Annotated in this window: 21 protein-coding genes and 2 pseudogenes; 10 read left to right on the forward strand and 13 right to left on the reverse strand. The window is 40.5% G+C overall.

Going from position 1 to position 24,512, the window contains the following annotated elements; genetic code table 11:
• Positions 1-93 precede the first annotated feature (93 nt).
• Positions 94-1,176, reverse strand: coding sequence for a DUF475 domain-containing protein (locus M5121_RS03640; protein ID WP_087543617.1), 1,083 nt, complete (start codon positions 1,174-1,176; stop codon positions 94-96).
• A 171-nt stretch (positions 1,177-1,347) separates the two neighbouring features.
• Between M5121_RS03640 and tenA the strand changes: the two genes are divergently transcribed.
• Positions 1,348-2,022 carry a thiaminase II gene (gene tenA, locus M5121_RS03645; protein ID WP_249570378.1) on the forward strand — a complete coding sequence of 225 codons (675 nt, stop codon included), beginning with the start codon at positions 1,348-1,350 and terminating at the stop codon, positions 2,020-2,022.
• A 156-nt stretch (positions 2,023-2,178) separates the two neighbouring features.
• On the opposite strand, the pseudogene M5121_RS03650 reads toward tenA, so the two are convergent.
• A pseudogene (locus M5121_RS03650) lies at positions 2,179-2,442 on the reverse strand (DUF1304 domain-containing protein); the annotation flags it as partial.
• Positions 2,434-2,700 (reverse strand): annotated as a pseudogene (locus tag M5121_RS03655) (TetR/AcrR family transcriptional regulator); the annotation flags it as partial. The pseudogenes M5121_RS03650 and M5121_RS03655, both read right to left, overlap by 9 nt.
• A gap of 367 nt (positions 2,701-3,067) precedes the next feature.
• Here M5121_RS03655 and uvrA point away from each other — a divergent pair.
• Together uvrA and omp33-36 are read left to right on the forward strand one after the other, a co-directional pair.
• Positions 3,068-5,899, forward strand: a complete 2,832-nt coding sequence (gene uvrA / locus M5121_RS03660; RefSeq protein WP_249570379.1) for an excinuclease ABC subunit UvrA — start codon at positions 3,068-3,070, stop codon at positions 5,897-5,899.
• 711 nt (positions 5,900-6,610) lie between these two features.
• Entirely contained in the window at positions 6,611-7,480 is an 870-nt protein-coding gene (gene omp33-36 / locus M5121_RS03665; protein WP_249570380.1) for a porin Omp33-36, read from the forward strand.
• A gap of 116 nt (positions 7,481-7,596) precedes the next feature.
• Here omp33-36 and M5121_RS03670 read toward each other — a convergent pair whose 3' ends face one another.
• On the reverse strand, positions 7,597-8,247 hold the full coding sequence (locus M5121_RS03670; protein ID WP_249570381.1) for a response regulator: 651 nt from the start codon (positions 8,245-8,247) through the stop codon (positions 7,597-7,599).
• Positions 8,248-8,598: 351 nt separating this feature from the next.
• On the opposite strand from M5121_RS03670, the gene msuE reads away from it, so the two are divergent.
• Together msuE and sfnG are read left to right on the forward strand one after the other, a co-directional pair.
• The gene (gene msuE / locus M5121_RS03675) at positions 8,599-9,339 is read left to right on the forward strand and encodes an FMN reductase (protein ID WP_249570382.1); all 741 of its coding nucleotides are present in this window, start codon (positions 8,599-8,601) and stop codon (positions 9,337-9,339) included.
• 27 nt (positions 9,340-9,366) lie between these two features.
• Positions 9,367-10,473 carry a dimethylsulfone monooxygenase SfnG gene (gene sfnG / locus M5121_RS03680; RefSeq protein ID WP_249570383.1) on the forward strand — a complete coding sequence of 369 codons (1,107 nt, stop codon included), beginning with the start codon at positions 9,367-9,369 and terminating at the stop codon, positions 10,471-10,473.
• A 79-nt stretch (positions 10,474-10,552) separates the two neighbouring features.
• Here sfnG and M5121_RS03685 read toward each other — a convergent pair whose 3' ends face one another.
• On the reverse strand, positions 10,553-10,966 hold the full coding sequence (locus M5121_RS03685; protein WP_249570384.1) for a winged helix-turn-helix transcriptional regulator: 414 nt from the start codon (positions 10,964-10,966) through the stop codon (positions 10,553-10,555).
• Positions 10,967-11,071: 105 nt separating this feature from the next.
• Here M5121_RS03685 and M5121_RS03690 point away from each other — a divergent pair, with 105 nt between their 5' ends.
• On the forward strand, positions 11,072-11,614 hold the full coding sequence (locus tag M5121_RS03690; protein WP_249570466.1) for a cysteine hydrolase family protein: 543 nt from the start codon (positions 11,072-11,074) through the stop codon (positions 11,612-11,614).
• Between the two features lie 55 nt (positions 11,615-11,669).
• Here M5121_RS03690 and acs read toward each other — a convergent pair whose 3' ends face one another.
• Positions 11,670-13,613 carry an acetate--CoA ligase gene (acs, locus tag M5121_RS03695; protein WP_087537034.1) on the reverse strand — a complete coding sequence of 648 codons (1,944 nt, stop codon included), beginning with the start codon at positions 13,611-13,613 and terminating at the stop codon, positions 11,670-11,672.
• Positions 13,614-13,895: 282 nt separating this feature from the next.
• Here acs and M5121_RS03700 point away from each other — a divergent pair, with 282 nt between their 5' ends.
• Together M5121_RS03700 and M5121_RS03705 are read left to right on the forward strand one after the other, a co-directional pair.
• Positions 13,896-14,465 (forward strand): DUF805 domain-containing protein, encoded by a 570-nt coding sequence (locus M5121_RS03700; RefSeq protein WP_005156807.1) that lies wholly within the window; start codon positions 13,896-13,898, stop codon positions 14,463-14,465.
• 134 nt (positions 14,466-14,599) lie between these two features.
• A complete protein-coding gene (locus tag M5121_RS03705) occupies positions 14,600-15,571 on the forward strand; it encodes a mechanosensitive ion channel family protein (protein WP_249570385.1) in 972 nt (323 codons plus the stop codon).
• Here M5121_RS03705 and M5121_RS03710 read toward each other — a convergent pair.
• A complete protein-coding gene (locus M5121_RS03710) occupies positions 15,560-16,273 on the reverse strand; it encodes a 16S rRNA (uracil(1498)-N(3))-methyltransferase (RefSeq protein ID WP_087537037.1) in 714 nt (237 codons plus the stop codon). The genes M5121_RS03705 and M5121_RS03710 overlap by 12 nt on opposite strands.
• A complete protein-coding gene (locus M5121_RS03715; RefSeq protein ID WP_249570386.1) occupies positions 16,270-17,586 on the reverse strand; it encodes a 3-deoxy-D-manno-octulosonic acid transferase in 1,317 nt (438 codons plus the stop codon). The genes M5121_RS03710 and M5121_RS03715 overlap by 4 nt, the downstream gene beginning before the upstream one ends.
• Before the next feature lie 154 nt (positions 17,587-17,740).
• Here M5121_RS03715 and M5121_RS03720 point away from each other — a divergent pair, with 154 nt between their 5' ends.
• Complete coding sequence (locus tag M5121_RS03720; RefSeq protein ID WP_249570387.1) at positions 17,741-18,133, forward strand: hypothetical protein; 393 nt, start codon at positions 17,741-17,743, stop codon at positions 18,131-18,133.
• 82 nt (positions 18,134-18,215) lie between these two features.
• Here M5121_RS03720 and M5121_RS03725 read toward each other — a convergent pair whose 3' ends face one another.
• From M5121_RS03725 to prfB, 3 genes are all read right to left on the reverse strand, one after another.
• Entirely contained in the window at positions 18,216-19,280 is a 1,065-nt protein-coding gene (locus tag M5121_RS03725) for an alkene reductase (protein ID WP_249570388.1), read from the reverse strand.
• Positions 19,281-19,306: 26 nt separating this feature from the next.
• Entirely contained in the window at positions 19,307-19,609 is a 303-nt protein-coding gene (locus M5121_RS03730; RefSeq protein ID WP_035328670.1) for an ArsR/SmtB family transcription factor, read from the reverse strand.
• A gap of 266 nt (positions 19,610-19,875) precedes the next feature.
• Positions 19,876-20,971 (reverse strand): peptide chain release factor 2 gene (prfB, locus tag M5121_RS03735; protein WP_249570389.1). Its coding sequence is split into 2 segments (ribosomal slippage): positions 19,876-20,898 and positions 20,900-20,971, totalling 1,095 coding nucleotides; the frame shifts between segments, so codons are not numbered across the junction.
• 386 nt (positions 20,972-21,357) lie between these two features.
• Between prfB and M5121_RS03740 the strand changes: the two genes are divergently transcribed.
• Positions 21,358-22,113 carry a putative porin gene (locus tag M5121_RS03740; protein WP_249570390.1) on the forward strand — a complete coding sequence of 252 codons (756 nt, stop codon included), beginning with the start codon at positions 21,358-21,360 and terminating at the stop codon, positions 22,111-22,113.
• A 44-nt stretch (positions 22,114-22,157) separates the two neighbouring features.
• Here M5121_RS03740 and recJ read toward each other — a convergent pair whose 3' ends face one another.
• Together recJ and pdxH are read right to left on the reverse strand one after the other, a co-directional pair.
• A complete protein-coding gene (recJ, locus tag M5121_RS03745; RefSeq protein WP_249570391.1) occupies positions 22,158-23,858 on the reverse strand; it encodes a single-stranded-DNA-specific exonuclease RecJ in 1,701 nt (566 codons plus the stop codon).
• A complete protein-coding gene (gene pdxH / locus M5121_RS03750; protein WP_249570392.1) occupies positions 23,859-24,512 on the reverse strand; it encodes a pyridoxamine 5'-phosphate oxidase in 654 nt (217 codons plus the stop codon).

Consider the following 24,512-nt stretch of genomic DNA (forward strand, 5'->3'; position numbering starts at 1 on the left):
AGTAGATTATGAAAAACACAATCTTTAGGAGAAAAAATAAAGGAGCAAATCGTGCTCCTTTATTTAAAATATATCACTTAGCTGAAAATAAACTTAAGAAGCTTTCTGTTCTCGCTTGCTATATTGAATAGATGCGATCACGGCCCAAACGATAAAGGCAACCCCGATCAGGCCTGTTACAACTTCAGGTACATGTAAACCTGTACCACTTGCGATCATGATAAATGCCAAAGCACCAATCGCATAATGCGCACCATGTTCCAAGAAAATATAAGCATCTAACGTGCCCTTTTCAACAAGATAGATGGTCATTGAACGGACAAAGATTGCGCCAATCGCAAGACCTAACATGATAATGACAACATCACTGGTAATCGCGAATGCACCGATCACACCATCAAAACTGAACGATGCATCTAGGACTTCAAGATATAAAAAACCACCAAAGCCAGCTTTCACGACACCTGAAGCAGCGCCATTTGCATCATGCGTAACCGCATTACCATTTTCATCAATCTCTGGCTCACCACCGAGGAGATGACTAAGCACCTGTACGCCAATATATACGACAATACCCCAGATCCCTGCCATGGTCACAGCCAAACGTACAGACTCTTCAACATTGGCTGCCATAATAATCATGGCAATCAAGGCGAGAAAAACAGACATGGCGGGTACACTGGCTAAATTTGCTAATTTTGCTTCTAACCACTTAAACCAATGGGTTTCTTTACCATCATCAAAGAAGAAGTTTAAAAACACCATTAACAGGAAAGTACCACCAAACGCTGAAATTTCAGCATGATGTGCCATTAAACGCTCTGAATAGGTTTTTGGATCATTCAATGCCATTTTAGCGACTTCAATCATGCCCATATCTGCCGTCACAGCAACAATAACGACAGGGAAAATCAAACGCATTCCAAACACGGCGATTAGAATACCCACCGTTAAAAAAATCATTTTCCAAAAATGATCCCAATTACGTAATACCGAAGCATTTACCACAGCATTATCAAAGGATAGCGAAACTTCCATTACGGCCAAAATCGCAGTAATGGTCAATGCTTTAAGCATCGTAGCTACGCCTGCTTCAGGGCCATGCGTGTAGCCCCAATAGGCAGATAGTGCTAAACACACTACCGTAAAGAATATAGAAAAACGAAAATGCTTCATGATCAGCCTTATGCGAAATCGTTGAGTTATAAAAATGTAGCTATTGTAGGCGAGTTTCGACCCAAAAAGAGAAAAGATTGTTGGACTTGTTTGGCAAAAGAAACCATCCAAACCAGACTCTGTTATAGTGCTGAAAGATTTCTTTTATATGTACTTTAATAGGTTCATTTCATGACGTTTTCTCAAGATGTATGGCAACGTAATCACGATTTATATCAAAAAATATTAGCTCTACCATTCAATCAAGAACTAGCTAAGGGTACTTTAGATCGTAAAGCATTTTGTCATTATGTGATTCAAGATGCTCACTATTTACTCGCTTATGGTCGTGCGCTTGCTGTAGCTGCGGCAAAAGCCTATGAAGCAGATGATGTGATTCAATTTTCGGAAGCAGCAAAAATTGCGATTATTGTAGAACGTAGCCTGCATAGTGATTTTATGCAGGAGTTTAATGTCAGCAAGGCTGAGTTTGAAGGCACACCATTAACACTTGCCTGCCACCATTACACCTCTTTCCTAACCGCAACAGCTTGGTCAGAAAGTTATCCTGTGATTTTGGCAGCATTGCTTCCCTGTTTTTGGATTTATGCTGAGGTTGGTAAAGACATCGTAAACCAATCAGTTCCTAATAATCCATATCAAGCATGGATTGATACCTATGCAGGTGAAGAATTTAATACGGCAGTGCGCAATGTGATTGCAACTGTAGATAAAGTGGCAGCACGTTGTGATCAAGATACCTTAGCAAAAATGCATGCAGCCTATACCATGGGTGCTAAATTAGAATGGTTGTTTTGGGACAGCGCGTATCAGCAACGCCAATGGTTAGGTTTAGATCAAGCTTAATCGTCTATCAGACCTTCATTTACATTTTTCACAGACATAAAAAAGCCCCTCATAGGGGCTTAGTCGTATATCGTATTGTCCGATATACTGTATGAGGCTCATCTCAAACTGGCTGCATTAAAACATAAATCAGATCGAGTGAATACCTTTAATTGCTTAAAAAAAGTTAACCGCAATTAAGGCAAGCAATGCGGGTACAGATTGGATATAAATAATTTTTTTGCTTGCCGTCAAAGCACCATAAATACCTGCAATCAACACACACACTAAAAAGAAATTTGCCAAAGCCACCGCATAGGTTTCAGGTGCAATGAGTGCCCAAAACAAACCTGCTGCAAGAAACCCATTATAAAGACCTTGGTTCTGCGCTAAAACTTTAGTGAGTTGGGCTTTTTCCAAGCTATTACCAAAAGCCTTTAAACGTGCATACGCACTTTGTTCAGTATGCTGCCAAAGCTGTTCGACCCGTACTTTGTAATCCGCCATGTACTGTTCTAATAGGGCACAACCAAATGCCTCTTTAGACGCAAAATACTGGTAGAACGAACCTTTTGGCACGCCACAGGCTTTTAAAATTTCTTGTAAACCAACTTCCACAAAACTTTTACGCAATAACAATTCAAAACTAGTATCCAAGATATGTTGTCGAGTTGCTTCACTCTTGATTGATTGTTTCATAGCCACACCATAAATTAATATTAGACCAGTCATGTAGTAAATTTATGTATTTTTATTCTGCAATAGCTTTACGGTAGTAAAATCAGAAAAGGAATGATAAAAATACAACTCGGTCAGGATGTGATACTCGTTATAAATGTGATTTAACCGTCACAATTTGTCGTTTTAAATATTTTTATACCACTTGAACAATTTTAAGGCGCTATCATATAAGACCCATTCAACAGCAAAATGCTGCTCAGAAATTATTTTAAATTGATTAGTACTGAGCTTTCTTTCAATACATTCAACTTAAATAATGAATGATCTATGAGATTGCTGTTCAATGTATTTTGATCTTCTATTTGCACATTACTGAGATGTTTTCATGAGCCAAAGTCATATCCGTATTCGAGGCGCACGTACCCATAATTTAAAGAATGTGTCACTCGATATTCCACGTGACAAATTTGTGGTGATCACAGGGCTTTCAGGTTCAGGAAAATCATCCCTTGCATTTGACACTTTATATGCTGAAGGTCAGCGTCGCTATGTCGAATCACTTTCAGCTTATGCACGCCAATTCCTTTCGCAAATGGAAAAACCTGAAGTTGACTCAATCGAAGGTTTATCACCTGCAATTGCAATTGAGCAGAAGTCAACCAGCCATAACCCTCGTTCAACTGTCGGGACAATTACCGAAATTTATGACTATTTGCGTTTGCTTTACGCACGTGTTGGAACGCCATATTGCCCTGAACATGACTTGCCGATGGTCGCGCAAACAGTCTCAGAAATGGTTGATGCAGTAAAAGTGCTCGATGAAGGTACAGCGCTGATGCTACTTGCGCCTGTGGTGCGTGAACGCAAAGGCGAATACAGTAATTTATTTGAACAATTACAAGGTCAAGGCTTCGTACGTGCGCGTGTCGATGGTGAGATCATTGATATCGATACGCCACCTGAATTAGATAAAAAGAAAAAACACACCATTGAAGTCGTAATCGATCGCTTCAAAGTCCGTGATGATCTCGGTAATCGTATCGCTGAATCGTTTGAAACAGCATTACGCTTAGGCGGTGATATTGCAATTTTATCGTGGATGAATGGTGAACACCCTGAACGTGTCTTTTCAGCCAAACACTCATGCCCTGAATGTGATCGTGCTGTAGCGGAACTTGAGCCACGTTTATTTTCATTCAATAATCCATTCGGCGCCTGCCCTGTTTGTGATGGTTTAGGGACGCGTAGTCATTTCAGTGCGGAAAAACTGATTCCAAATCCTGAAGTATCCATTAGTCAAGGTGCGATTCGTGGTTGGGACAGACAACGTCCGTATTACTACACCATGCTGCAAAAAGTTGCGGATCATTTCAGTATTGATCTCGATCAGCCTTGGAATAGTTTAGATAAAGACACCCAAAAGAAATTTTTACAAGGCACAGGCAAAGAGAAAATCGACCTCAGTTATATCGATGAACGTGGTCGTAAACACAGTCGTGTGCAAGCCTTTGAAGGAATTCTGCCACATTTAGAACGCCGTTATCGTGAAACTGAATCGAATTATGTGCGTGATGATCTCGCACAATATTTATCCAATGCAGCTTGTGATGCCTGTGATGGTTCACGTCTCAATGAAATTTCACGCCATGTTCGTGTTAAAGATAAGACCATCGCACAAATCACCAAGATGTCGATTGGTGACGCTGAAAACTACTATCAAGACCTCAATCTTGAAGGTGCCAAAGGTGAAATCGCCGATAAAATCTTTAAAGAGATTCGTGAACGTTTACATTTCCTCGTCAGTGTCGGTTTAAATTATCTCAGTCTTGCACGTTCAGCCGAAACATTATCAGGGGGTGAAGCACAACGTATTCGTCTCGCATCGCAAATTGGTGCAGGCCTAATGGGTGTGATGTATGTACTGGATGAGCCATCTATTGGTCTGCATCAACGTGACAATGATCGCCTATTACAAACCTTAATTCGCTTACGTGATTTGGGTAATACGGTGCTTGTGGTTGAGCATGATGAAGACGCGATTCGTGCTGCGGATCATATTATTGATATTGGTCCTGGTGCAGGTATTCATGGTGGTGCAATTATTGCCGAAGGCACTTATGATGAGTTGGCAAGCCATGCTGACTCCCTTACAGGTCAATATCTCTCAGGCAAATTGAAGATTGAAGTACCGAAACAGCGTACCCAATCACCTCGTCCAAATGAAGTGATCAAGCTGTCTGGTGCGAGTGGACATAACCTGCAAAATGTCGATCTGACCATTCCATTGGGTATTATGACCTGTATCACAGGCGTGTCAGGTTCAGGAAAATCAACGCTGATTAACCGTACCTTATTACCTTTGGCTGCGACCCAGCTCAATGGTGCAACCACACTGACCGCAGAAAAGTTTGATTCGATTGATGGTTTACAGCACTTAGATAAAGTGGTTGATATTGACCAAAGTCCGATTGGTCGTACCCCACGTTCGAATCCTGCCACATATACAGGCTTATTTACCCCAATTCGTGAGTTATTTGCACAAACGCCTGAAGCCAAAGCACGTGGTTACAGTGCAGGTCGTTTCTCGTTTAACGTGAAAGGCGGACGTTGTGAAGCCTGTGAAGGCGACGGCATGATCAAGGTCGCAATGCACTTCCTGCCTGATATGTATGTGCCTTGTGATGCCTGCCATGGCAAGCGTTATAACCGTGAAACTTTAGAGGTTGGTTATAAAGGCAAGAACATTTCAGACGTGTTAGAAATGACCGTAGAAGATGCTGCTGAATTCTTTAGTGCCATTCCTGTGATTCACCGCCGTTTAGATACCTTAATTCAAGTAGGTTTAGGCTATATTCGTTTAGGTCAAGCAGCAACCACGCTTTCAGGTGGTGAAGCGCAACGGGTTAAATTAGCGCGTGAGTTAGCAAAACGTGATACAGGTAAAACCTTATATATCTTGGATGAGCCGACAACAGGTCTACATTTCCATGATATTGCTAAGTTACTCGATATTTTGTATGAGCTACGCAATAAGGGAAATACCATTGTGGTGATTGAACATAATCTGGATGTGATCAAGACGGCTGACTGGGTGATTGACCTTGGTCCTGAAGGTGGTTATGGTGGTGGTCAGATCATTGCCGAAGGTACACCTGAGCAAGTCGCGGAGGTTGAGATTTCACATACGGGGCGTTTCTTAAAGCCGATGTTGAAATAAATTTAACTGGTTCTTAAATACTGGCGTAAATTTAGGTTGATTCCGTTTCTCTAGCTTGAATTTACGCCAACTCAAAGGTCATATCTTAAAAAATGGATAAAGAACGGGCAAAAAAAAGCTCAACCTTGGGGAAAGTCGAGCTAGTAAAACACAATATATTGAGAAAATGTTACGAGAGAATAAAATGCAAATTAAATACCTCTCTGCAACCATTATGTGAATTATATCTCAAAAAGTAAAGTCGATTAAATAGATCAAGTTTAAATTTACAATCGTTTTTCCAAATTAAATTAGCTCTTAAAATTGAACTTCCCAAATTTTTTAATTGTCATGCTTCATTTACAAATTAAATTAATCACATAACACAATTTTAATGAGATTAAAATCACATTTTTATTGGTGATTTATTACAGTTTTACGACATATTAAAACGATAAAAACGATAAACTAAATCGAATTAAACAATTAAGATACATCGTTTCAAAACAAAATTACTCGCTTAAATAAACATAAGAAAATATCTTATCTATATGTTAATATTATATTTTTTCTAAAGTTGACAAGCGAAACTCTAGCAGAGCAATTTTTAACCACCATTATTATCTTACATGATCATTTGTCGGAACATGTTATTTATTACATTGACATCATATTTTGTTACAATAGAATGAAATCCAACTTTACTCCTTACTGTAAAAGCTGGAAATTATTATGAAAAAACTCGGTTTAGCCACTGCTTTATTATTAGCCATGACCGGTGCTCAAGCTTACCAATTCGAAATCCAAGGTCAGTCTGAAGCTCTAGATTCTAACGATGAAAACAGAGATTTTAATAATTACACTGTTGGCGGACAAGCAACTTACTACTTCAAAAATGTAGATGCTTCTAAAGGTCCTTTAGCTGAAGCAGCTTTTGTTAACCAAGCTTCTAACGTATCTCTTGGTTATAACTTTGCTAATCTTGACGAAGTTAAATCTCAAAACGTAGGTGTTAAAGCTGAAGCTTATGTACCAACTCCATATACACCAGCGTATGCAAGCTTAAGCTATAGCGCGACTGACAATGACGGTAAATATGGTCTTAATGATGACCGTGGTCAGCGTTGGGCTGTTGAATTTGGTTCGGTAATCGCTCCTAACTTCCTTGTTGCTGTAGGTTATACAAACGTTGTTGAACAAACATCTTTGGATACTTTCAAAATCTTAAATAAAGGTTTTGGTAAAGCAGTTGGTGAAACAGCGACTATCGCTGATGACCAAGATGCAATCACTGCTCGTACTAAATACGTTGGTGCTATCGATGGTACGCCTATGTCAATCGGTTTCGAAACAGGTATCGTTTATGGTGAAGACACTGCATACGAGTTAAAAACTGATTTGTACTTAAACTCTCAACTTAGCGCTGGCGTTTCTTACGCTGAATCTAGCTTTGCTGGTTCACCAGACTCAGCTTGGGGCGTGAACGTAAATTACTTCATCACTCCAGCGATCGCTGTTGGTGCAAGCTACTTAAATGCGAATGCTGTTGGTTCTGATGCAGATATGCAAACTGTTGGCTTAAACGCTAAAGTACGCTTCTAATGCAGTCATAGATGTTCTAATTAAGCATCTATGCATAGAAAACCCAGTTCATATGAACTGGGTTTTTTATTGTCTTTAAACATTTGAATAACCGAATGAGTTATTCAACTTGTTAATTACATCTTTTTATCTTCGATATTTAATGCACTAATCGCAAGTACTGCCTGCGTACGGTTTTGTACGCCTAATTTGCGGAAAATTGCTGTCACATGCGCCTTAATCGTCGCCTCTGATACATCTAGCTCATAAGCAATTTGTTTATTTAACAAGCCTTCAGCAACCATCATCAACACACGGAACTGTTGTGGTGTGAGTGATTGTAAACGTTCTGCCAAAGCCGTTTCATCGGCAGCGCGAGGATCAAAACCTGAATGTGTCGGTAGATTTGGAGGTAACCAAATCTCACCTTCCAAAACGTGTTTAATTGCTTCGCCAATATGACTTGGGTGTGATGATTTCGGGATATACCCCATTGCACCATGTGCAATTGCACGTTGAATAATCGAGACTTCTTCATGTGCTGATACAACAATGATTGGAATCGCTGGGTATTGTGCTCGTACGTATACCAAGGCAGAAAAACCAGATGCGCCGGGTAAATTCAGATCAAGTAATACGAGATCAGGTTCTGCACCATGCTCTAAGCGCTCATAGAATTCATCGACATCCGCAGTTTCCTGAATCTGTGCTTGAGGAAGACTATATCGAACCGCTTGAATTAAAGCATGTCTAAATAAAGGGTGGTCGTCTACAATTAAAATATTCATAAGCGCTGAGCTGTCTGCGAGTACGTCACTGTACGGTGTTTATTCAAATTTAATCTATCTTAGCCTATTTTTGAAATGAACTGTTGGTTAGACATCAAAACTTGTTTATTTCATCATAAATGCAAAACAATACAAACATTGATATAACTCACACAACATAGACCAATCAATACCTACTATACAGAAATAACCAATAGAAACAGAGTATTAAATTCATTTAATTTTTTCTACTGAATCCTTTATAGGTATATATACAAAACAGATAAGCTTGCAGCATTTCCTTATTTTACAACTTGGCATGCGGTGTAGATAAATAAATAGCAATTCGAAATGATCTTTTAGGCCGCTATTATGTCCAATCACAATACTCTCTCTACTCCCCTTAATATTGTTGCAGTATCTGGTGGTTTAAACAGCCCATCAAAAACAGAAAGTTTAGTTCAGGCGATTCTGGATGAGCTTTCGGAAGCGATTAATATTAAAGTACATTTCGTCAAGCTGAGTGAAATTGGGCCTTTACTAGGCGGGGCATTTTATCGCAATCAACTGCCACAACGGGTACAAGATGATTTAGCTGCAGTTGAAGCTGCCGATGCATTGATCGTGGGAACACCTGTTTATCGTGCTTCGTTTACGGGCTTATTTAAGCATTTCTTCGACTTTGTTGAGCAAACAGCTTTGGTTGATGTACCTGTGTTACTCGCCGCTTCAGGTGGCAGTGACCGTCATGCACTGGTGTTAGAACATCAATTACGCCCTTTATTCAGTTTTTTCCAAGCACAAACCTTACCGATTGGGGTCTATGCCACTGATCGTGATTTCACTCCTGAATACACGGTAAAAAGCGAGCAATTGTCTGATCGCGTCACCTTGGCTGCGGCACGTGCTTTACCAATTTTGGAATGGGCACCTGCCAAAGGCCAACGTGCTGCTGCCATCAAAGCCAAAACTGAGCAAGCCAATCAGAATCTCGGCATCAATAAACAAATCGAACAAGCAGAAGTCTTACCATCTGCGGCAGTACCGAATCTGGATGCAGCTGAATCTCGCTTACACCCGAAGTCAGCCAAGAAGTTAACCCACGTCGCATAAACCATATCTTTTATGGAGGATACAACGATGACAATAACAACATCAGCAATTAAATTTGCCTACTGGGTTCCTAATGTGAGTGGTGGTCTCGTTGTAAGCAATATTGAACAACGTACTGACTGGAGCTATGACTACAATGTGCGCCTCGCACAAGCAGCGGAACGAAGCGGCTTTGAATATGCCCTTACACAAATCCGTTTTACCGCTGGCTATGGCGCAGAAAACCAACATGAATCCGTGAGTTTCAGCCATGCTTTATTGGCAAAAACCGAAAAACTCAAAGTAATTGCAGCGATCCTACCAGGCCCTTGGAAACCTGTACTCGCCGCTAAACAACTAGCGACCATTGACTACCTCACCCAAGGGCGTATTGCGATTAATGTGGTCAGCGGCTGGTTCCGTGGCGAATTTGATGCGATTGGCGAACCTTGGCCTGAGCATGATGAACGTTATGTTCGTTCGGAGGAATTTATTCGTACCCTCAAAGGTATCTGGACAGCTGACAATTACAGCTTTGATGGCAAATATTACCAATTCCAAAATTACACGCTTAAACCGAAACCTTTGCAAAAACCTTATATCGAAGTGTTTCAAGGTGGCAGTTCCCGTGCAGCACGTGATATGGCCGCGCGTGTATCAGACTGGTATTTTACCAACGGCAATAGCGTTGAAGAAATCAAGAAGCAAGTTGATGATGTCCGCAGCAAAGCAAAGTTAGCCAACAGACAAGTCCAGATTGGGGTTAATGCCTTTATCATTGCCCGTGATACTGAGGAAGAAGCTAAAGCTGTACTGAATGAAATCATAGGTCAAGCCAATGTCGAAGCGGTGAATGCCTTCGGTGATGCCACCCGTGAAGCAGGTGCAGCAGCCCCTGAGCGTGAGGGCAATTGGGCAAAATCGACCTTTGATGATTTGGTTCAATACAATGATGGTTTTAAAACAAATCTGATCGGTACGCCGCAACAAATTGCGGAACGGATTGTGGCCTTAAAGAATGTTGGCGTTGATTTGGTTCTTTCAGGCTTTCTACATTTTATTGAAGAAGTAGAATATTTTGGAGCAAAAGTTCTACCGTTAGTCCGTCAACTTGAGCAACAACAGGAACAGCGTCTCGCAGCAAAATCAGCTTAGTTTTCAGTGCTGAATAAGAAGAAAAACAAAAGAAATGGCAAATCTTCCCCCCAAGGCTCGGCTTGGGGCTTTTTTTATTTTAACGGGTCTCAATTTCCCGCATGACCGTTTCAACCGAATATCGGCACCACTGCGACAGTTGCTCAATAAACTCATTTAATTGTGATGGATTAAAATGGCTAACAATCATATAGCAGGCGTTGCCGAGAATTTTAAAACATTCATCCACCTGCTCATATTGTTTGACCAAACGCTCAACCTCAATAAAAGCCTGCTGATCATTCATAAACAGTTGGATGAATTGTTTATGTTCATATTTTATCGCGATGGTGTAATTTTTGATAAAGCCTGCATCCATTAACTGTGCAATACGAGCGCCAACGGCCTGCCCAGTCCGATGCACTCGCTGTCCTATTTCTTTATGGCTTAAACGCGAATCTTGTTTTAGCAATTCAATAATTTTCAGATCAATCAGATCAAGTTCAATATTCATTTTTCATTACGAAAGAAAACTAGCAACAATGCTTTCATCTGAATATAGCGGATTTTTCACACTTCCCCTACTCTTGTTTTATCTTAACGTTGGAAGAAAAAAATGATGAAACAAGCCTTACTGATTATTGATGTCCAAAACGATTATTTTAAAAATGGCAAAATGGAATTGGTCAATCCAGACCTTGCTCTAGCGCAAACCAATCTATTGGAAGACCATTTTATTCAAAACAATTTACCGATTATTTATATTCAGCATATTAACCCTGCCTCTGCCAGTTTCTTTCAGGAAAATACTGTGGGTGTTGAATTACATCCTCAACTTAAAGTCACAGATCAATCAGTGATTGTCGAAAAGCATTTTCCCAATAGCTTTTTGGAAACCAATCTTCAAACCATCCTTAAACAGCATCAAGTTGAACAGTTAGTGATCACAGGTATGATGACCCATGTCTGTATTGACTCAGGGACACGTGCAGCCAAAGAACTTGGATACCAACCCATTGTGATCGCAGATGCCACTGCAACCCGTGATCTTGAACATGATGCTAAGATCGTCAAAGCAGCCGATGTACAAACGGCATTTTTATCTGCACTCGGTTTCTTTGCCACAGTACAAAACACGGCTGATTTTTTAGCACAGAATTAAATCATGCAGAAAAAAAGAGCGTTCCATCGAACGCTCTTTTTAAATTTGAATAGGTTTATCGGTTTGGATAAACCGTGGCAATCAGATGTTCAACCACAGCCGGCTCGGCCAATGTTGAGGTATCGCCTAAGCTATCCAACTCATTGGCAGCAATCTTTCTTAGGATACGACGCATGATTTTACCTGAACGAGTTTTCGGCAAAGCAGGCGCCCAATGCAGTGCATCAGGGGTAGCCACTGGCCCAAGCACTTTACGCACCCAGCTCACCAACTCCTTGCGTAGCTCCTCAGATTCCGCCACATCGGCTTGCAAGGTGACAAAAGTACAAATCCCTTGACCTTTAATGTCATGTGGCATACCAACAACTGCCGCTTCAGCCACTGCTTCATGTGCAACCAATGCACTTTCAATCTCGGCTGTCCCTAAACGATGACCTGAAATGTTCAGTACATCATCAACACGCCCAGTGATCCAGTAATAGCCATCGGCATCACGGCGTGCACCATCACCAGTAAAATAATAGCCTTTAAAAGTTGAGAAATAAGCTTCAATAAAGCGCTCTGGATCGCCCCAAATGGTTCTCATTTGGCCCGGCCATGAGTCTTTAATGACCAAATTACCTTCTGTTGCTCCGTCCAATTCATTTCCTTCGCCATCGACTAACGCAGGTTGTACTCCAAAGAATGGACGTGTTGCTGAACCCGGTTTGAGTGCAGTTGCACCCGGCAATGGTGAAATTAAAATGCCACCTGTTTCTGTTTGCCACCATGTGTCGACAATTGGACAACGGCCTTCACCTACGACCTCGTGATACCAATTCCATGCTTCAGGGTTAATTGGTTCACCGACTGAACCCAGCAAACGTAAACTACTCCGATCACTTTCACGCACGTAGGCATCGCCTTCACGCATCATGGCGCGAATTGCAGTTGGTGCAGTATATAAAATCGTGATGTTATGTTTATCAATCACATGACCAATACGTGCCCAAGTTGGATATTGTGGAATTCCCTCGAACATGACCGTAGTAGTGGCATTACTCAACGGACCATAAAGTAAATAACTATGTCCCGTAATCCAGCCTACATCTGCAGTACACCAATACACATCATCTTCTTTGAGATCAAAGACTTCTCTAAAAGTAGTGTTGACATAAACCAGATAACCACCTGTGGTATGTAACACGCCTTTCGGTTTTCCTGTTGAGCCAGAGGTGTACAGAATGAAGAGCGGATCTTCTGCTTTCATCGGTTCTGGTGGACAGTGTTCATTTACTTCCATAATCGCAAGGTGATACCAAACGTCACGCTCAGCATTGAACTGAATCGGATTCCCTGTACGATGCACCACAATCACATTTTCGACACTACTGGTGCCATCAATTTCTAAGGCTGCATCTACATTTTCTTTCAGTGGAATAAGCTTACCGCCGCGCATGCCCGCATCCGCAGTAATCACTAATTTTGCTTGACTATCTTCGATACGGCTAGCCAATGAGTCTGGTGAGAACCCACCAAACACCACACAATGCACAGCACCAATTCGTGCACAGGCCAACATGGCAATCGCTGCCTCAGGCACCATTGGCATATATAGCACCACACGATCACCCTTGCGAATGCCTTGTTTTTTTAGCACATTGGCAAAACGACAGACTTCATCGTGTAGTTCAGAAAATGAGATGATTTTATGACGTGAAGGATGATCACCTTCCCAGATAATCGCAGGCTTTAAAGGATTATCTTTAAGATGACGATCTAAACAGTTGGCTGAAACATTCAGTTCACCATCGGCGAACCACTCAATTTTGAAATTATCTGCGTTAAAACTTGTATTTTTAACCTGTGTGAATGGTTTGATCCAATCAATATTTTTTGCTTCCTGTGCCCAAAATACTTCGGGTTGCTCAATTGAATCCTGATAACGTTTGAAATAGTCTGCTTCCGAGATTCTTGCCATTTCTTTGAATTTATCAGGCACTGGGTAGATTTCTTTCATAGCTCACTTCCTTTGTTTTTTATTTCATACCTTAGATATACACATCTATTTTTCGGGTATATTTTGTTTTCTCTTACAGTATGGTCATCATTTACAAGAGCAAACAATGCGGCTTTGGTCGTAAGAATGTTATGCTTTAGCAACCAAATTTTTTTCAAAAATTTACTCAAAATAATTTAAATTTGAACTGCTTGTCTATGCTTTTTACTTTTAAAATAAGTGATTATTTTGATCATTGCTAAGACCTTAAAAGATTTAAAAATCAAAAAATAGGAATTCATCATGTTCGATCAAACACTATCTGCCCCAATTCAGCCTCAATACGATCATCCTTTATCTGCTAAAGGACGTTTTAATCGCTTAAGCTATCTAGGTTGGTATGGTTTGTTGAGTGTCAGTTGGACGGTTCTTTTCATTCTTATTGCCACAATTTCGGCGAGTCTAAGTGTAAATGATGTACAGATTCATGAACCAATCTTATCTGCATTTTCAGGAATCGGAGGAATTGCGCTGATTGCACTATGGTTTGCTGGTTTTTATTTTCAGATCATTTTTTTAATCCGACGTTTACATGATCTGAATAAAACAGGGTGGCTATGTCTATTATTACTGGTGCCAATCCTTCAATTCTTTTTTACACTTTATGTCTTATTTGCAGCAGGCACACCTCATCGCAATGATTATGGCGATGTCCGCCCATCCACCATATGGGAAAAACTATTTGCATGGATCATGATTATATTCAGTTTAATGATGATATTTGGCATGTTTATCTTTAGCTATTATTTTGCTAGCCCTGACTTTTGGGGTACACCAACCCAGATCTTACAAAATACAACTGAGTATTTTTAATACTTTATCGAACAGCCAAATTTGAACTACTCAATAAATAAAACCGTTACGGAATTTATCATGCATGATCAGCATAAATTCATTATGATAGCTCCCCTAATAAATTCCTTACGTTGCGAAATAGAGATTTTCCCGTGGCAAATGAGCAAACGACATTAACTGAGGTCGCTAAAGATACTGGTGAATTGATTCATCAAGCAGGTGCAAAAACCACGCAAACGGTATTGGCACATACTGAAAAATATCATGATGCCTATACAACAATCGATAAAATTATGGATAGCTTTTGGGAGCGTGTGCCCTATATCTGTATTGCGATCACAGTATTTGTCATTTTTTGGCTACTGACTAAGTTATTTAAATTCTTTATTCGCAAAACTTTGGAAAACCGTAGCTATACCCGACAAAACTTAGTATTGGTTCTCAACCGTGTCGGAAGCACTTTTATTCTATTCTTTGGTTTTTTAATTGCATTGGTCATCGCTATTCCAGGTTTCACCCCAAGCCAGTTAATCGGAGCATTGGGAATCGGTTCTGTTGCGATCGGTTTTGCTTTTAAAGATATTTTCCAAAACTTGCTATCAGGTATCTTAATTTTACTCAGTGAACCTTTCCGCATCGGCGATGATATTGTTGTGAATGGTTTTGAAGGCAATGTTGAAGATATCCAAATTCGCGCAACCTTTTTACGCTCACCTGATGGTCGCCGTATCGTGATTCCAAATGCCACGGTGTATACCAGTGCCGTGACAGTGAACAATGCCTACCAGCGCCGCCGTTGTGAGTTTGTCGTTGGTATTGGGTATGAAGATGATATGCAGAAAGCAAAAAAAATCATTATGGATATTTTAGACCGTAATCTCAATGTACTGAGCCAACCCAGTTTCTCGGTCAATGTCACCGCACTTGCAGATTTCTCGATTAATTTAACCGTCCGTTGGTGGGTAAATACCACAGAAACCAGCACATCTGCATCAATTAGTGAAATTCAAGAACTGGTTGTAACAGCCTTCGATGAAAAAGGAATTTCGATTCCTTACCCAGTACAAGAAGTCAAAGTGTATCGTGGTGATCAATCTGATAATACAGAGAACTTAGATAAATAATCGCCCTAAAATATGTGATACTGCCGTTTCAGTTCGTAAAATTCGGTTGCCTAAGCTCATCGCTTGGCAGCCGTTTTTTATGAGCAGATCGACCTCATACGGAATAAATCCACCTTCTGGGCCAACAATTAAGTGACATGAATGTTGAATCGCATAAGGCATCTGCTGTTCTGCATAAGGGTGTGCGACATAAGCAGGTTTCTGATCCGAAATAAATGTAGGCAAAACATCTTCAACAAAAGGTTTAAAGCGTTTATACAATTGAATTTCAGGTGCAATCGTGTCGCCTGCTTGCTCTAAACCTAAAGTCACATAATCATCGAGTTGCTGTAAAAATGGGCTTTGCCAATAGCTTTTATCCACTCGATAACTATGAATCAAACTGATGCGTTCCACACCTAAAGTCACCGCATCCATGATGATACGGCGTAACACTTTAGGACGTGGCAAAGCAAGAATCAAATGCACAGGTAACTTTGCTGGGATTGCTTCAACCTGAATTGGTCTTATGCGAATCTGTTGCTCAGAAACAGATATTACTTCCGTAAGATAGCGTTGACCATTACGCACACCGACTTTTAAAGTATCACCACAATTCAACTGAATATGCTGTTGTAAATGTTGTAGTTGACGTTGATTTTCAATCTGCCAGATATTATCTGTTGTCGTGATTTGATTAGGTTCAAGTAAAACAATATTCATGACAAAGCTTTAAATTCTAAATAATGATCAATCAATTGAATATGCTTTTGGAGTGAGCCTTTATTTCGTTGCAGAACCAATTCGGCCTGTTCAATCAATTGCTGAGTCTGTATTCGGTCATCTAAACAACTCAAAAGTTGCTGTACCACTTGTACAGCATCTGTTCCAATCAAAATTCCGTGTTCCGCTACAAACTCATCCACGATACTTTGGAAATTAAAATAGCGTGGGCCTATCACAGTCGGTACATCTAAAACCATCGGTTCTAAAATATTATGTCCGCCACCTGGCTCATTCAATGAACCACCCACAAAACAAGCTTGGCTGAGTGCATACCATAACCACATTTCACCCATACTATCGGCTAGAAAAACCTGTGTATCAGTTTGAATTGGCTGTTTAAGACTACGGCGTTGCGTATTTAAATTTAAACTTTGACAAATTTTATACACCTCATCAAAACGCTCAGGATGACGTGGTACCACAATACAGAGCAAATTTGGATTTGAATTTAAATGTGGTTGTAATTGTCTTAATAAATTTTCTTCTTCAGGTGAATGGGTGCTAGCTAAGGTAATCACCTGACGATTTAGCAATTGCCAATGTTGTTTTAACTGTTCAGCTTTTTCTACATAAGATTGCGGTGCTGTAATATCAAATTTAATATTACCAACCACCTGACTCTTGGCTTGATCTAGCCCCAAATCCATATAACGCTGTTGTGTCGCGATGTCCTGAGCCAACAACCATGTGAGTTGCTGCAACATCGGTTGTGTTAAACGACGAACTTTGCCATAACCTTTCGCTGATTTTGCTGAAAGACGAGCATTCAATAAGATACATGGGATTTGTTGCTGTTTCGCTTGGGCAATTAAGTTTGGCCAAATTTCAGTTTCAACTAGAGCAAGAAGTTTCGGTTGATACAACTCAAAAAATTGTTTCAGTAATGGTTTTTGATCAACAGGCAAATAGACCGCCTGAAAAAGTGTCGGATATTTTTCGGAAAATAAACTCTTGGCTCTGGCTTGTCCTGTCTTGGTGGTATTGGTCACTAAAACTGAATGTCCAAGTTTTAGATAGTGCTCAATCAAAGGTTGAGCAGCATTCGTTTCTCCAACCGATACCACATGAAACCAAATCGTATTTAAATTTTTAGGGGGTTGAAATGGTCCAAAACGCTCTAGACACTCTTGCTGAAATAGTGCATCACTTTCAGCCCGTTGTTTAATTTTCCAACGGTATAAAGGCTTGAGACATATCAGTAAAAAGTTATACCAAAATGGTGTTTGCTGTACTGCGTTTTGCTGCGCCATCCTAGACCATAATTTAGAATTTGATTTCAGCTCATTATGCGGAAGTTTCATATGCATTGACAATTGATTATTGTATGTTGCACTTTGATTAAATATTTCTTTATAAAGAAAAATGATATCTTAGAACAAAGAATAATCCATTTTGAGAAAAACAATGCAACCTGATTGGTTCAAACAAATAAAGCAACCTTCTGATGAAACGACACAAGAATATCTACCCCGTCATCCATTTAAAATTATTCTCCCTTTTTTAATTCTAGCGTTACTGTGCTGCTTATGGGCGCTTCTAGCCAGTCACTTAGGCGCGCTAGATGATCATGTCAGCATTGGAGGGAAATATTTTGATCTTCGATATACCTCGTTTGAATTGACACCAATCAATGATCAGCAAACTAAGCTCACACTAAAAATTGATTATAGAATTAGCACCGAAGTGAATTTCTATGCCAATCGTGTTGCACAACTGATGGTGCATGATTTTTCCAATGTGATTCTGGATTTTTATAAGAATCGAAGTGAACAGGCAGTACAGCAAAGTAAGTCTTAAAAGTAAAAAATCAAGCGGCTAATGATCCGCTTGATCTTTCATCTGAGTTCAGTTCAGATTATTTTTATCCAGCACAGGTTGCTTAGGCTTCCAACTGTTCAAAGGTAGGATAATCGGTATAACCTTCTGCACCTGCACCATATAAAGTATCAAATTGAACCTGATTTAAAGGCAAATCATGTTCCAAACGTTCTAATAAATCTGGATTGGCAATATAAGCTAATCCAAAAGCCACAGCATCTGCTTGCTTAGTTTCTAAAATCTGTTTTGCTGAAGCTGGTGTTAATTTCTCGTTAGCAATCCACACCCCTTTGAATTTAGGGCGGAGTTGCGGCTGTAAACTATCTTCCGCTTCATATTCACGGGTAAAGATAAAGGCCACATTGCGCTGATCCAGTTGTTCAACCACATAACCAAAAGTCGCGAGTGGATTATCATCACCCATGTCATGTGAATCACCACGCGGTGCCAAATGCACACCCACCCGACCTGCACCCCATACCTCAATAAAGGCATCCACAATTTGCAACAACAAGCGCGCGCGGTTTTCAATTGAACCACCATACTCATCATCACGAATATTGGTGCTACTTTGCAGGAACTGATCGATCAGGTAACCATTGGCTGCATGCAACTCAACACCATCAAAACCTGCTGCTTTCGCTAACTCAGCCGCATGTTTATATTGTGCGACGATTTCTTGGATTTCTTCATGCGATAAAGCACGAGGTGTAACGAAAGGACGTTTTGGACGCAGTAAACTCACTTCACCCGCAGGTTGAATCGCACTTGGTGCAACTGGAATATCACCATCTAATAAGTCAGGATGTGAAATACGACCGACATGCCATAGCTGAACCACAATCTTTGAACCTTGCGCATGCACTGCTTCAACAATTTTGTTCCACGCCTGAGCTTGTTCTTGTGACCATAAGCCTGGCGTATTGGCGTAGCCAGCAGCTTTCGGACTAATCACCGTCGCTTCAGTAATAATTAAGCCCGCATTGGCACGTTGTTGATAGTATTCCACCATTAAATCGTTTGGAATACGCTCAACACCACTACGAGCTCTCGTCAAAGGTGATAAAACCAAACGGTTTTTAATCGTAAAATCACCCACTTGTAACGCAGAATTTAGTTCAGCCATGATCGCCTCAATTTACACTTATTCAGTTAAAGTGCTTGTTTTAAATGTTCGATATATTGCTGAATCAAAGCTTCATTTCTGGTGAAATAGGACCACTGCCCATATTTCTCAACCTGAATCAAACCTGCCTGCTGTAACACAGACAAATGATTTGACATGGTTGATTGTGCAACTTTGCCTAAACGTTCAATGTGCCCTGCACAGACACCACGTTCAAAACTGCCACCACATTCCTGCACTGGTAAAAATTGCTCAGGCTGTTTCAGCCACTGCAAAATCTGTCGGCGTAATGGATTGGCTAAGGCTTTGCTAATGATATCAATATCCATAGACTCACCATGTTGATCAAGCGGCAAAACTTTGTTCAGCACCTAAACCGAGTATATCGTATTTTTTAAATATTAATATCTGTTTTTTTCGATATTAATATCCTATTTTTTCGATTAACCAAACAATGCTGAACCAAGCCACTTTGATATACTTGTTTTCATTGAATAAAGTCTCCATCCGCTCAGGAATAGGAGACTTTTTCTCACACTTTAAATTCGAGTATTCCCTCTCCTGACAGGAGAAGACCAGGGAGAGGGCAAGAGATTTATAGACCTTGCTTTAAACTTGCTTCAATGAACTTATCCAAATCACCATCAAGCACGGCTTTAGTATTTGAATTTTCAATCCCTGTACGCAAATCTTTAATACGTGAATCATCTAGGACATAAGAACGAATCTGACTGCCCCAACCAATATCTGACTTCGAGTCTTCCAATGCTTGAGCTGCTTCATTACGTTTGCTCATCTCTAACTCATAGAGTTTGGCACGTAATTGCTTCCATGCATGGTCACGGTTCGCATGCTGTGAACGTTGGTTCTGACATGCCACCACGATACCTGTTGGTGCGTGAGTGAGACGAACTGCCGAATCGGTTTTGTTAATGTGCTGACCACCCGCACCCGAAGCACGGTAGGTATCTGTACGCACATCGGATGGATTAATATCAATTTCGATGTTGTCATCAATCTCTGGCGATACGAATACAGCCGAGAATGAGGTATGACGGTTGTTATTACTGTCAAATGGTGACTTACGCACTAAACGGTGTACGCCACTTTCGGTACGTAACCAGCCATACGCAAACTCGCCATCAACACGAATGGTTGCGGATTTAATGCCTGCCACGTCACCATCAGACACTTCCATCAATTCAGCTTTAAAGCCATGACGTTCGATCCAACGCAGATACATCCGCAGTAACATCGATGCCCAGTCTTGTGCTTCCGTACCACCAGAACCTGATTGGATTTCAAGGAAACATGGATTTGGATCCATTGGATTACTAAACATGCGGCGGAATTCTAAGTTACCTAAAGCCTGTTCAGCACTATCAAGTTCAGCCTGAACATCTTCTAGTAAAGTTTCATCATCTGCTTCTACAGCCAGATCAAGCATGGCTTTAGCATCATCTAGCTGCTCTGCAAGACGATCAAATACACCTAAAGTATTTTCTAAACTGCCCTTTTCTTTCGCAATGGCTTGCGCACGACTCTGATCATTCCAAATCGTTGGGTCTTCTAGTTCTCTTAAAACTTCTTCTAAACGCTCAGCCTTTAGATCGTAGTCAAAGATACCCCCGTAGTGTTTGGCTACGATCAGATAAATCTTTCAATTGGTTTAAATACGGATTAATTTCCACGCGAATTTTCTCACAGCCTTTTTTAATCAATTTGCCATTTTAACATAACTATTTTCAGGACACAGCCGTGTCTTTTTTGTGAGAATATAAGGCAAAAATGCCCTTCAACTTGCTTTCTGATAGACACATTTGCTGATAAAAATTTGCAAAAAACACACCAAAGCCATCTAGATAAACAATTTATCTAGCCGTTTCAACAAAAGCTCACATTTACATTAAACAATAAATATCAAATAGATATGACCAATAACTTACAAAAAAACCACATTACTACAGTTTTGTTACGTTCTCAAGATTGACTCGCGGTTTTTTTCTACTAAACTGAAAATGTAACAAAAAATGTAATCACTTATAAATTGGTACATTATCTCAAAAAGGGGTTAACCATGAAAAAATTAGCAATTACATCTGCACTGTTATCTGCATTGGCAATCACAGGCACTGCGCACGCATACCAAGCTGAAGTAGGCGGCACCTATGCATATACTGATATTGATAATGGTGATTCAGCAAATACTTTCGCTGTTGATGGTGCCTATTATTTCAAACCAGTACAAGTTCGCAATTCACCATTAAATGAAGCTGCATTTTTAGATCGTGCTAGCAATATCAATGCAGACCTAAGTAATACAGATTTTGATGATGTTGATGTTACGACTTTTAATGTCGGTGTTGAGTACTTTGTTCCAAACTCAGATTTTTATTTAAATGGTCGTGTTGGCTTAGTTGATGCTGATGCTGGCGATGCAACCACTTATGCCGCAGAAGTTGGTTACTTGCCTGTGACTGGCTTTTTAATTGCTGCTGGTTTAGCAGGTGAAGACGTGGATGGCGGTGATAACGAAGTTGATCCGACCCTACGTGCAAAATACGTTACTCAAGTAGGCCAATATGACATCAACCTTGAAGCGAACGCTCGTTTTGGTGATGACAATTTCTATGGTCTTGGCGGTGACTTGTACCTAGACAAAACATTCAGCGTTGGTGTTGGTTACACAGGTAGTGATGCTGATGGCGTTGATGACGACGTTTTTGATATTCGTGCGAAAAAGTTCTTCAATCAACAAGTGAGCCTAGAAGGTTCTATCGGTTTTGCTGATGAAGCCAATATATATGGCGTACGTGCTGCATACCGCTTCTAAGCAATTATGCTAGATAAAAAAATCCGCTCTACTGAGCGGATTTTTTATTGTGTGAGATGTGATATTTGCAATTGCAGACTCGTATTGCCATTAAAAACGTTACGTTCCAATGTATAAACGAGATCAACATAACCCAGCATCGGATTGAACTCAAAACGGTCTGCCGCATTAAAAGCGATTGCATCGATAATTTGCTGTCCTAAAGATACTTTCAGTTTTAAATGCTGATCTTTAAGCCAGCGATAATCCATCACTTTAAATCTTCCCTCAAATTGAGGAATTGGAAATTTTTGTCCCCAAGGACCTAGCCGATCAATCCAGTCTAGCGTTTCAAGATGTAAACTAGCATCAGTTAACTCACCATCTGTCCATAGAGTCGCTTGGAATAAATTTTCATCCATTTCAGCAATTGATTGAATAAAAACTGTTTTAAATTCATCAAAATTATCTTTTTTTAAGGTCAAACCTGCTGCTGCTGCATGACCACCAAAATGGCTAACTAAATGTGGGTATTGTTCTGCGACTTGCTCAATAGTATCGCGAATATGAACACCTTCAATCGAACGCGCAGAGCCTTTAATATGTATCCCATCTTCATCAGGAGCAAATACTAAACTTGGTCGGTGAAACTGTTCCTTTAGACGCCCAGCTACAATCCCTATTACCCCTTGATGCCACTGCTCATCAAACATCACCAGTGCAGCAGGTAAAAAATCTGCCTGTAGCTGCACATGCTGTAATGCACTGATCGCTTGCTGTTTCATCTCAGCTTCAACTTGACGACGTTCTACATTCAGTTGATTGAGCTGCTGTGCAATTGGATAGGCTGTTTCTAGATCTGGAGCCAATAAACACTCAATACCTATTCGCATGCTCTCCATACGACCGGCCGCATTAATTCGAGGGCCGATCACGAAACCTAAATCTTGAGCGCGTAAACTTGCGGCGTCTCGTTTTGCAATATCCAATAATGCTAAAATTCCTGCACGACATTGATATTGCTGAATTCGTTTTAAGCCAGCATCCACTAAAATACGGTTATTATAATCAAGCGATGCAACATCAGCATAAGTTCCCAACGCAACCAAATCCAGATATTGCGTGACCTTACTGCTACTTTTTCCCTGCTGAGCGCGGTAACTGGCTAATTTCGCTAGTACATAAAAGGCAACACCAACACCTGCCAGTGCTTTACTTGGAAAAATGCAACCCAGTTGATTCGGATTGACCACTGCTTCAGCATTTGGCGTAGGTTTTGTCGTCAAATGATGATCGGTAATAATGACCTGCATCCCCAACGCCTGTGCGGTTTCAACACCTGCATGACTCGATATACCATTATCTACAGTAATCAAAAGATCTGGCTGATAGCTTTGCTTTGCCAACTCAGCAATTTTAGGGGTTAAGCCATAACCATACTTAAAGCGATCAGGCACTAAATATTCAACGTTCGCCCCCATTTCTTTAAGAACTAAGATCATCAATGCAGTACTGGTCGCACCATCGGCATCATAATCGCCAATAATGACAATCTTCTGCTGCTGATCAATCGCCTGATAGATCAGTTCAACCGCCGTATCCAGTCCCTTGAGACTGGGTGGAAGCAGATGCTTGAGTTTAAGCTCAAGTTCCTGTTCAGACTGAACGCCACGTCGTGCCAATATTTCAGCAATAAACGTAGGCACGCCCTGAAATTGTTCAGGGCGTGTCAAAAATGGTCTTTGTTGAATTTGAATCATGGTCATTTATGGCATCAAGCGTTGAATAATCCAAAGTCCATTTTGTTTTTCATAACTTAAACGGTCATGTAAACGGTTTGGTCGTCCTTGCCAAAATTCATAATAATCTGCATCTAAGCGATAACCACCCCAAAATTCGGGTTTATCCAACTCCGCTTCATGTATTTGGTTTTGTAAGTTTTGAAAACGCTGTTGTAGTAATTCACGACTTTCAATGACACCACTTTGTGGCGTACTAATATGTGCTGCAATCTGACTATCACGTGGACGCTTATGGTAATAATCCGTCGATTCCTGTTCTGAAATCTTGGAAACCTGACCACCAATACGTACCTGACGTTCTAAACTCGGCCAGTAAAATAAAAGTTCAGCATAAGGATTTTCCGCAAGGTCTAATCCTTTCTGACTATCATAATTGGTGTAAAAATCATAACCAGCTTCTGTCGCACCACGTAACAAAACGGTGCGGACGTGTGGGCGACCTTGAGTATTTGCTGTCGCCAAAGACATCGCATAGGGCTCATGTAATTGAGCAGTGAGTGCATGATTGAACCAACTCAAGAATTGCTCATGGGGATTTACACTGATCTGGGATTCGTGTAACTCACCTTGTTCATAACTTAAACGAAGTTCACTCAGGTCTTTAATGACATCATTCAT

The organism is Acinetobacter sp. ANC5681 (genome assembly GCF_023488045.1).
GTDB lineage: Bacteria > Pseudomonadota > Gammaproteobacteria > Pseudomonadales > Moraxellaceae > Acinetobacter.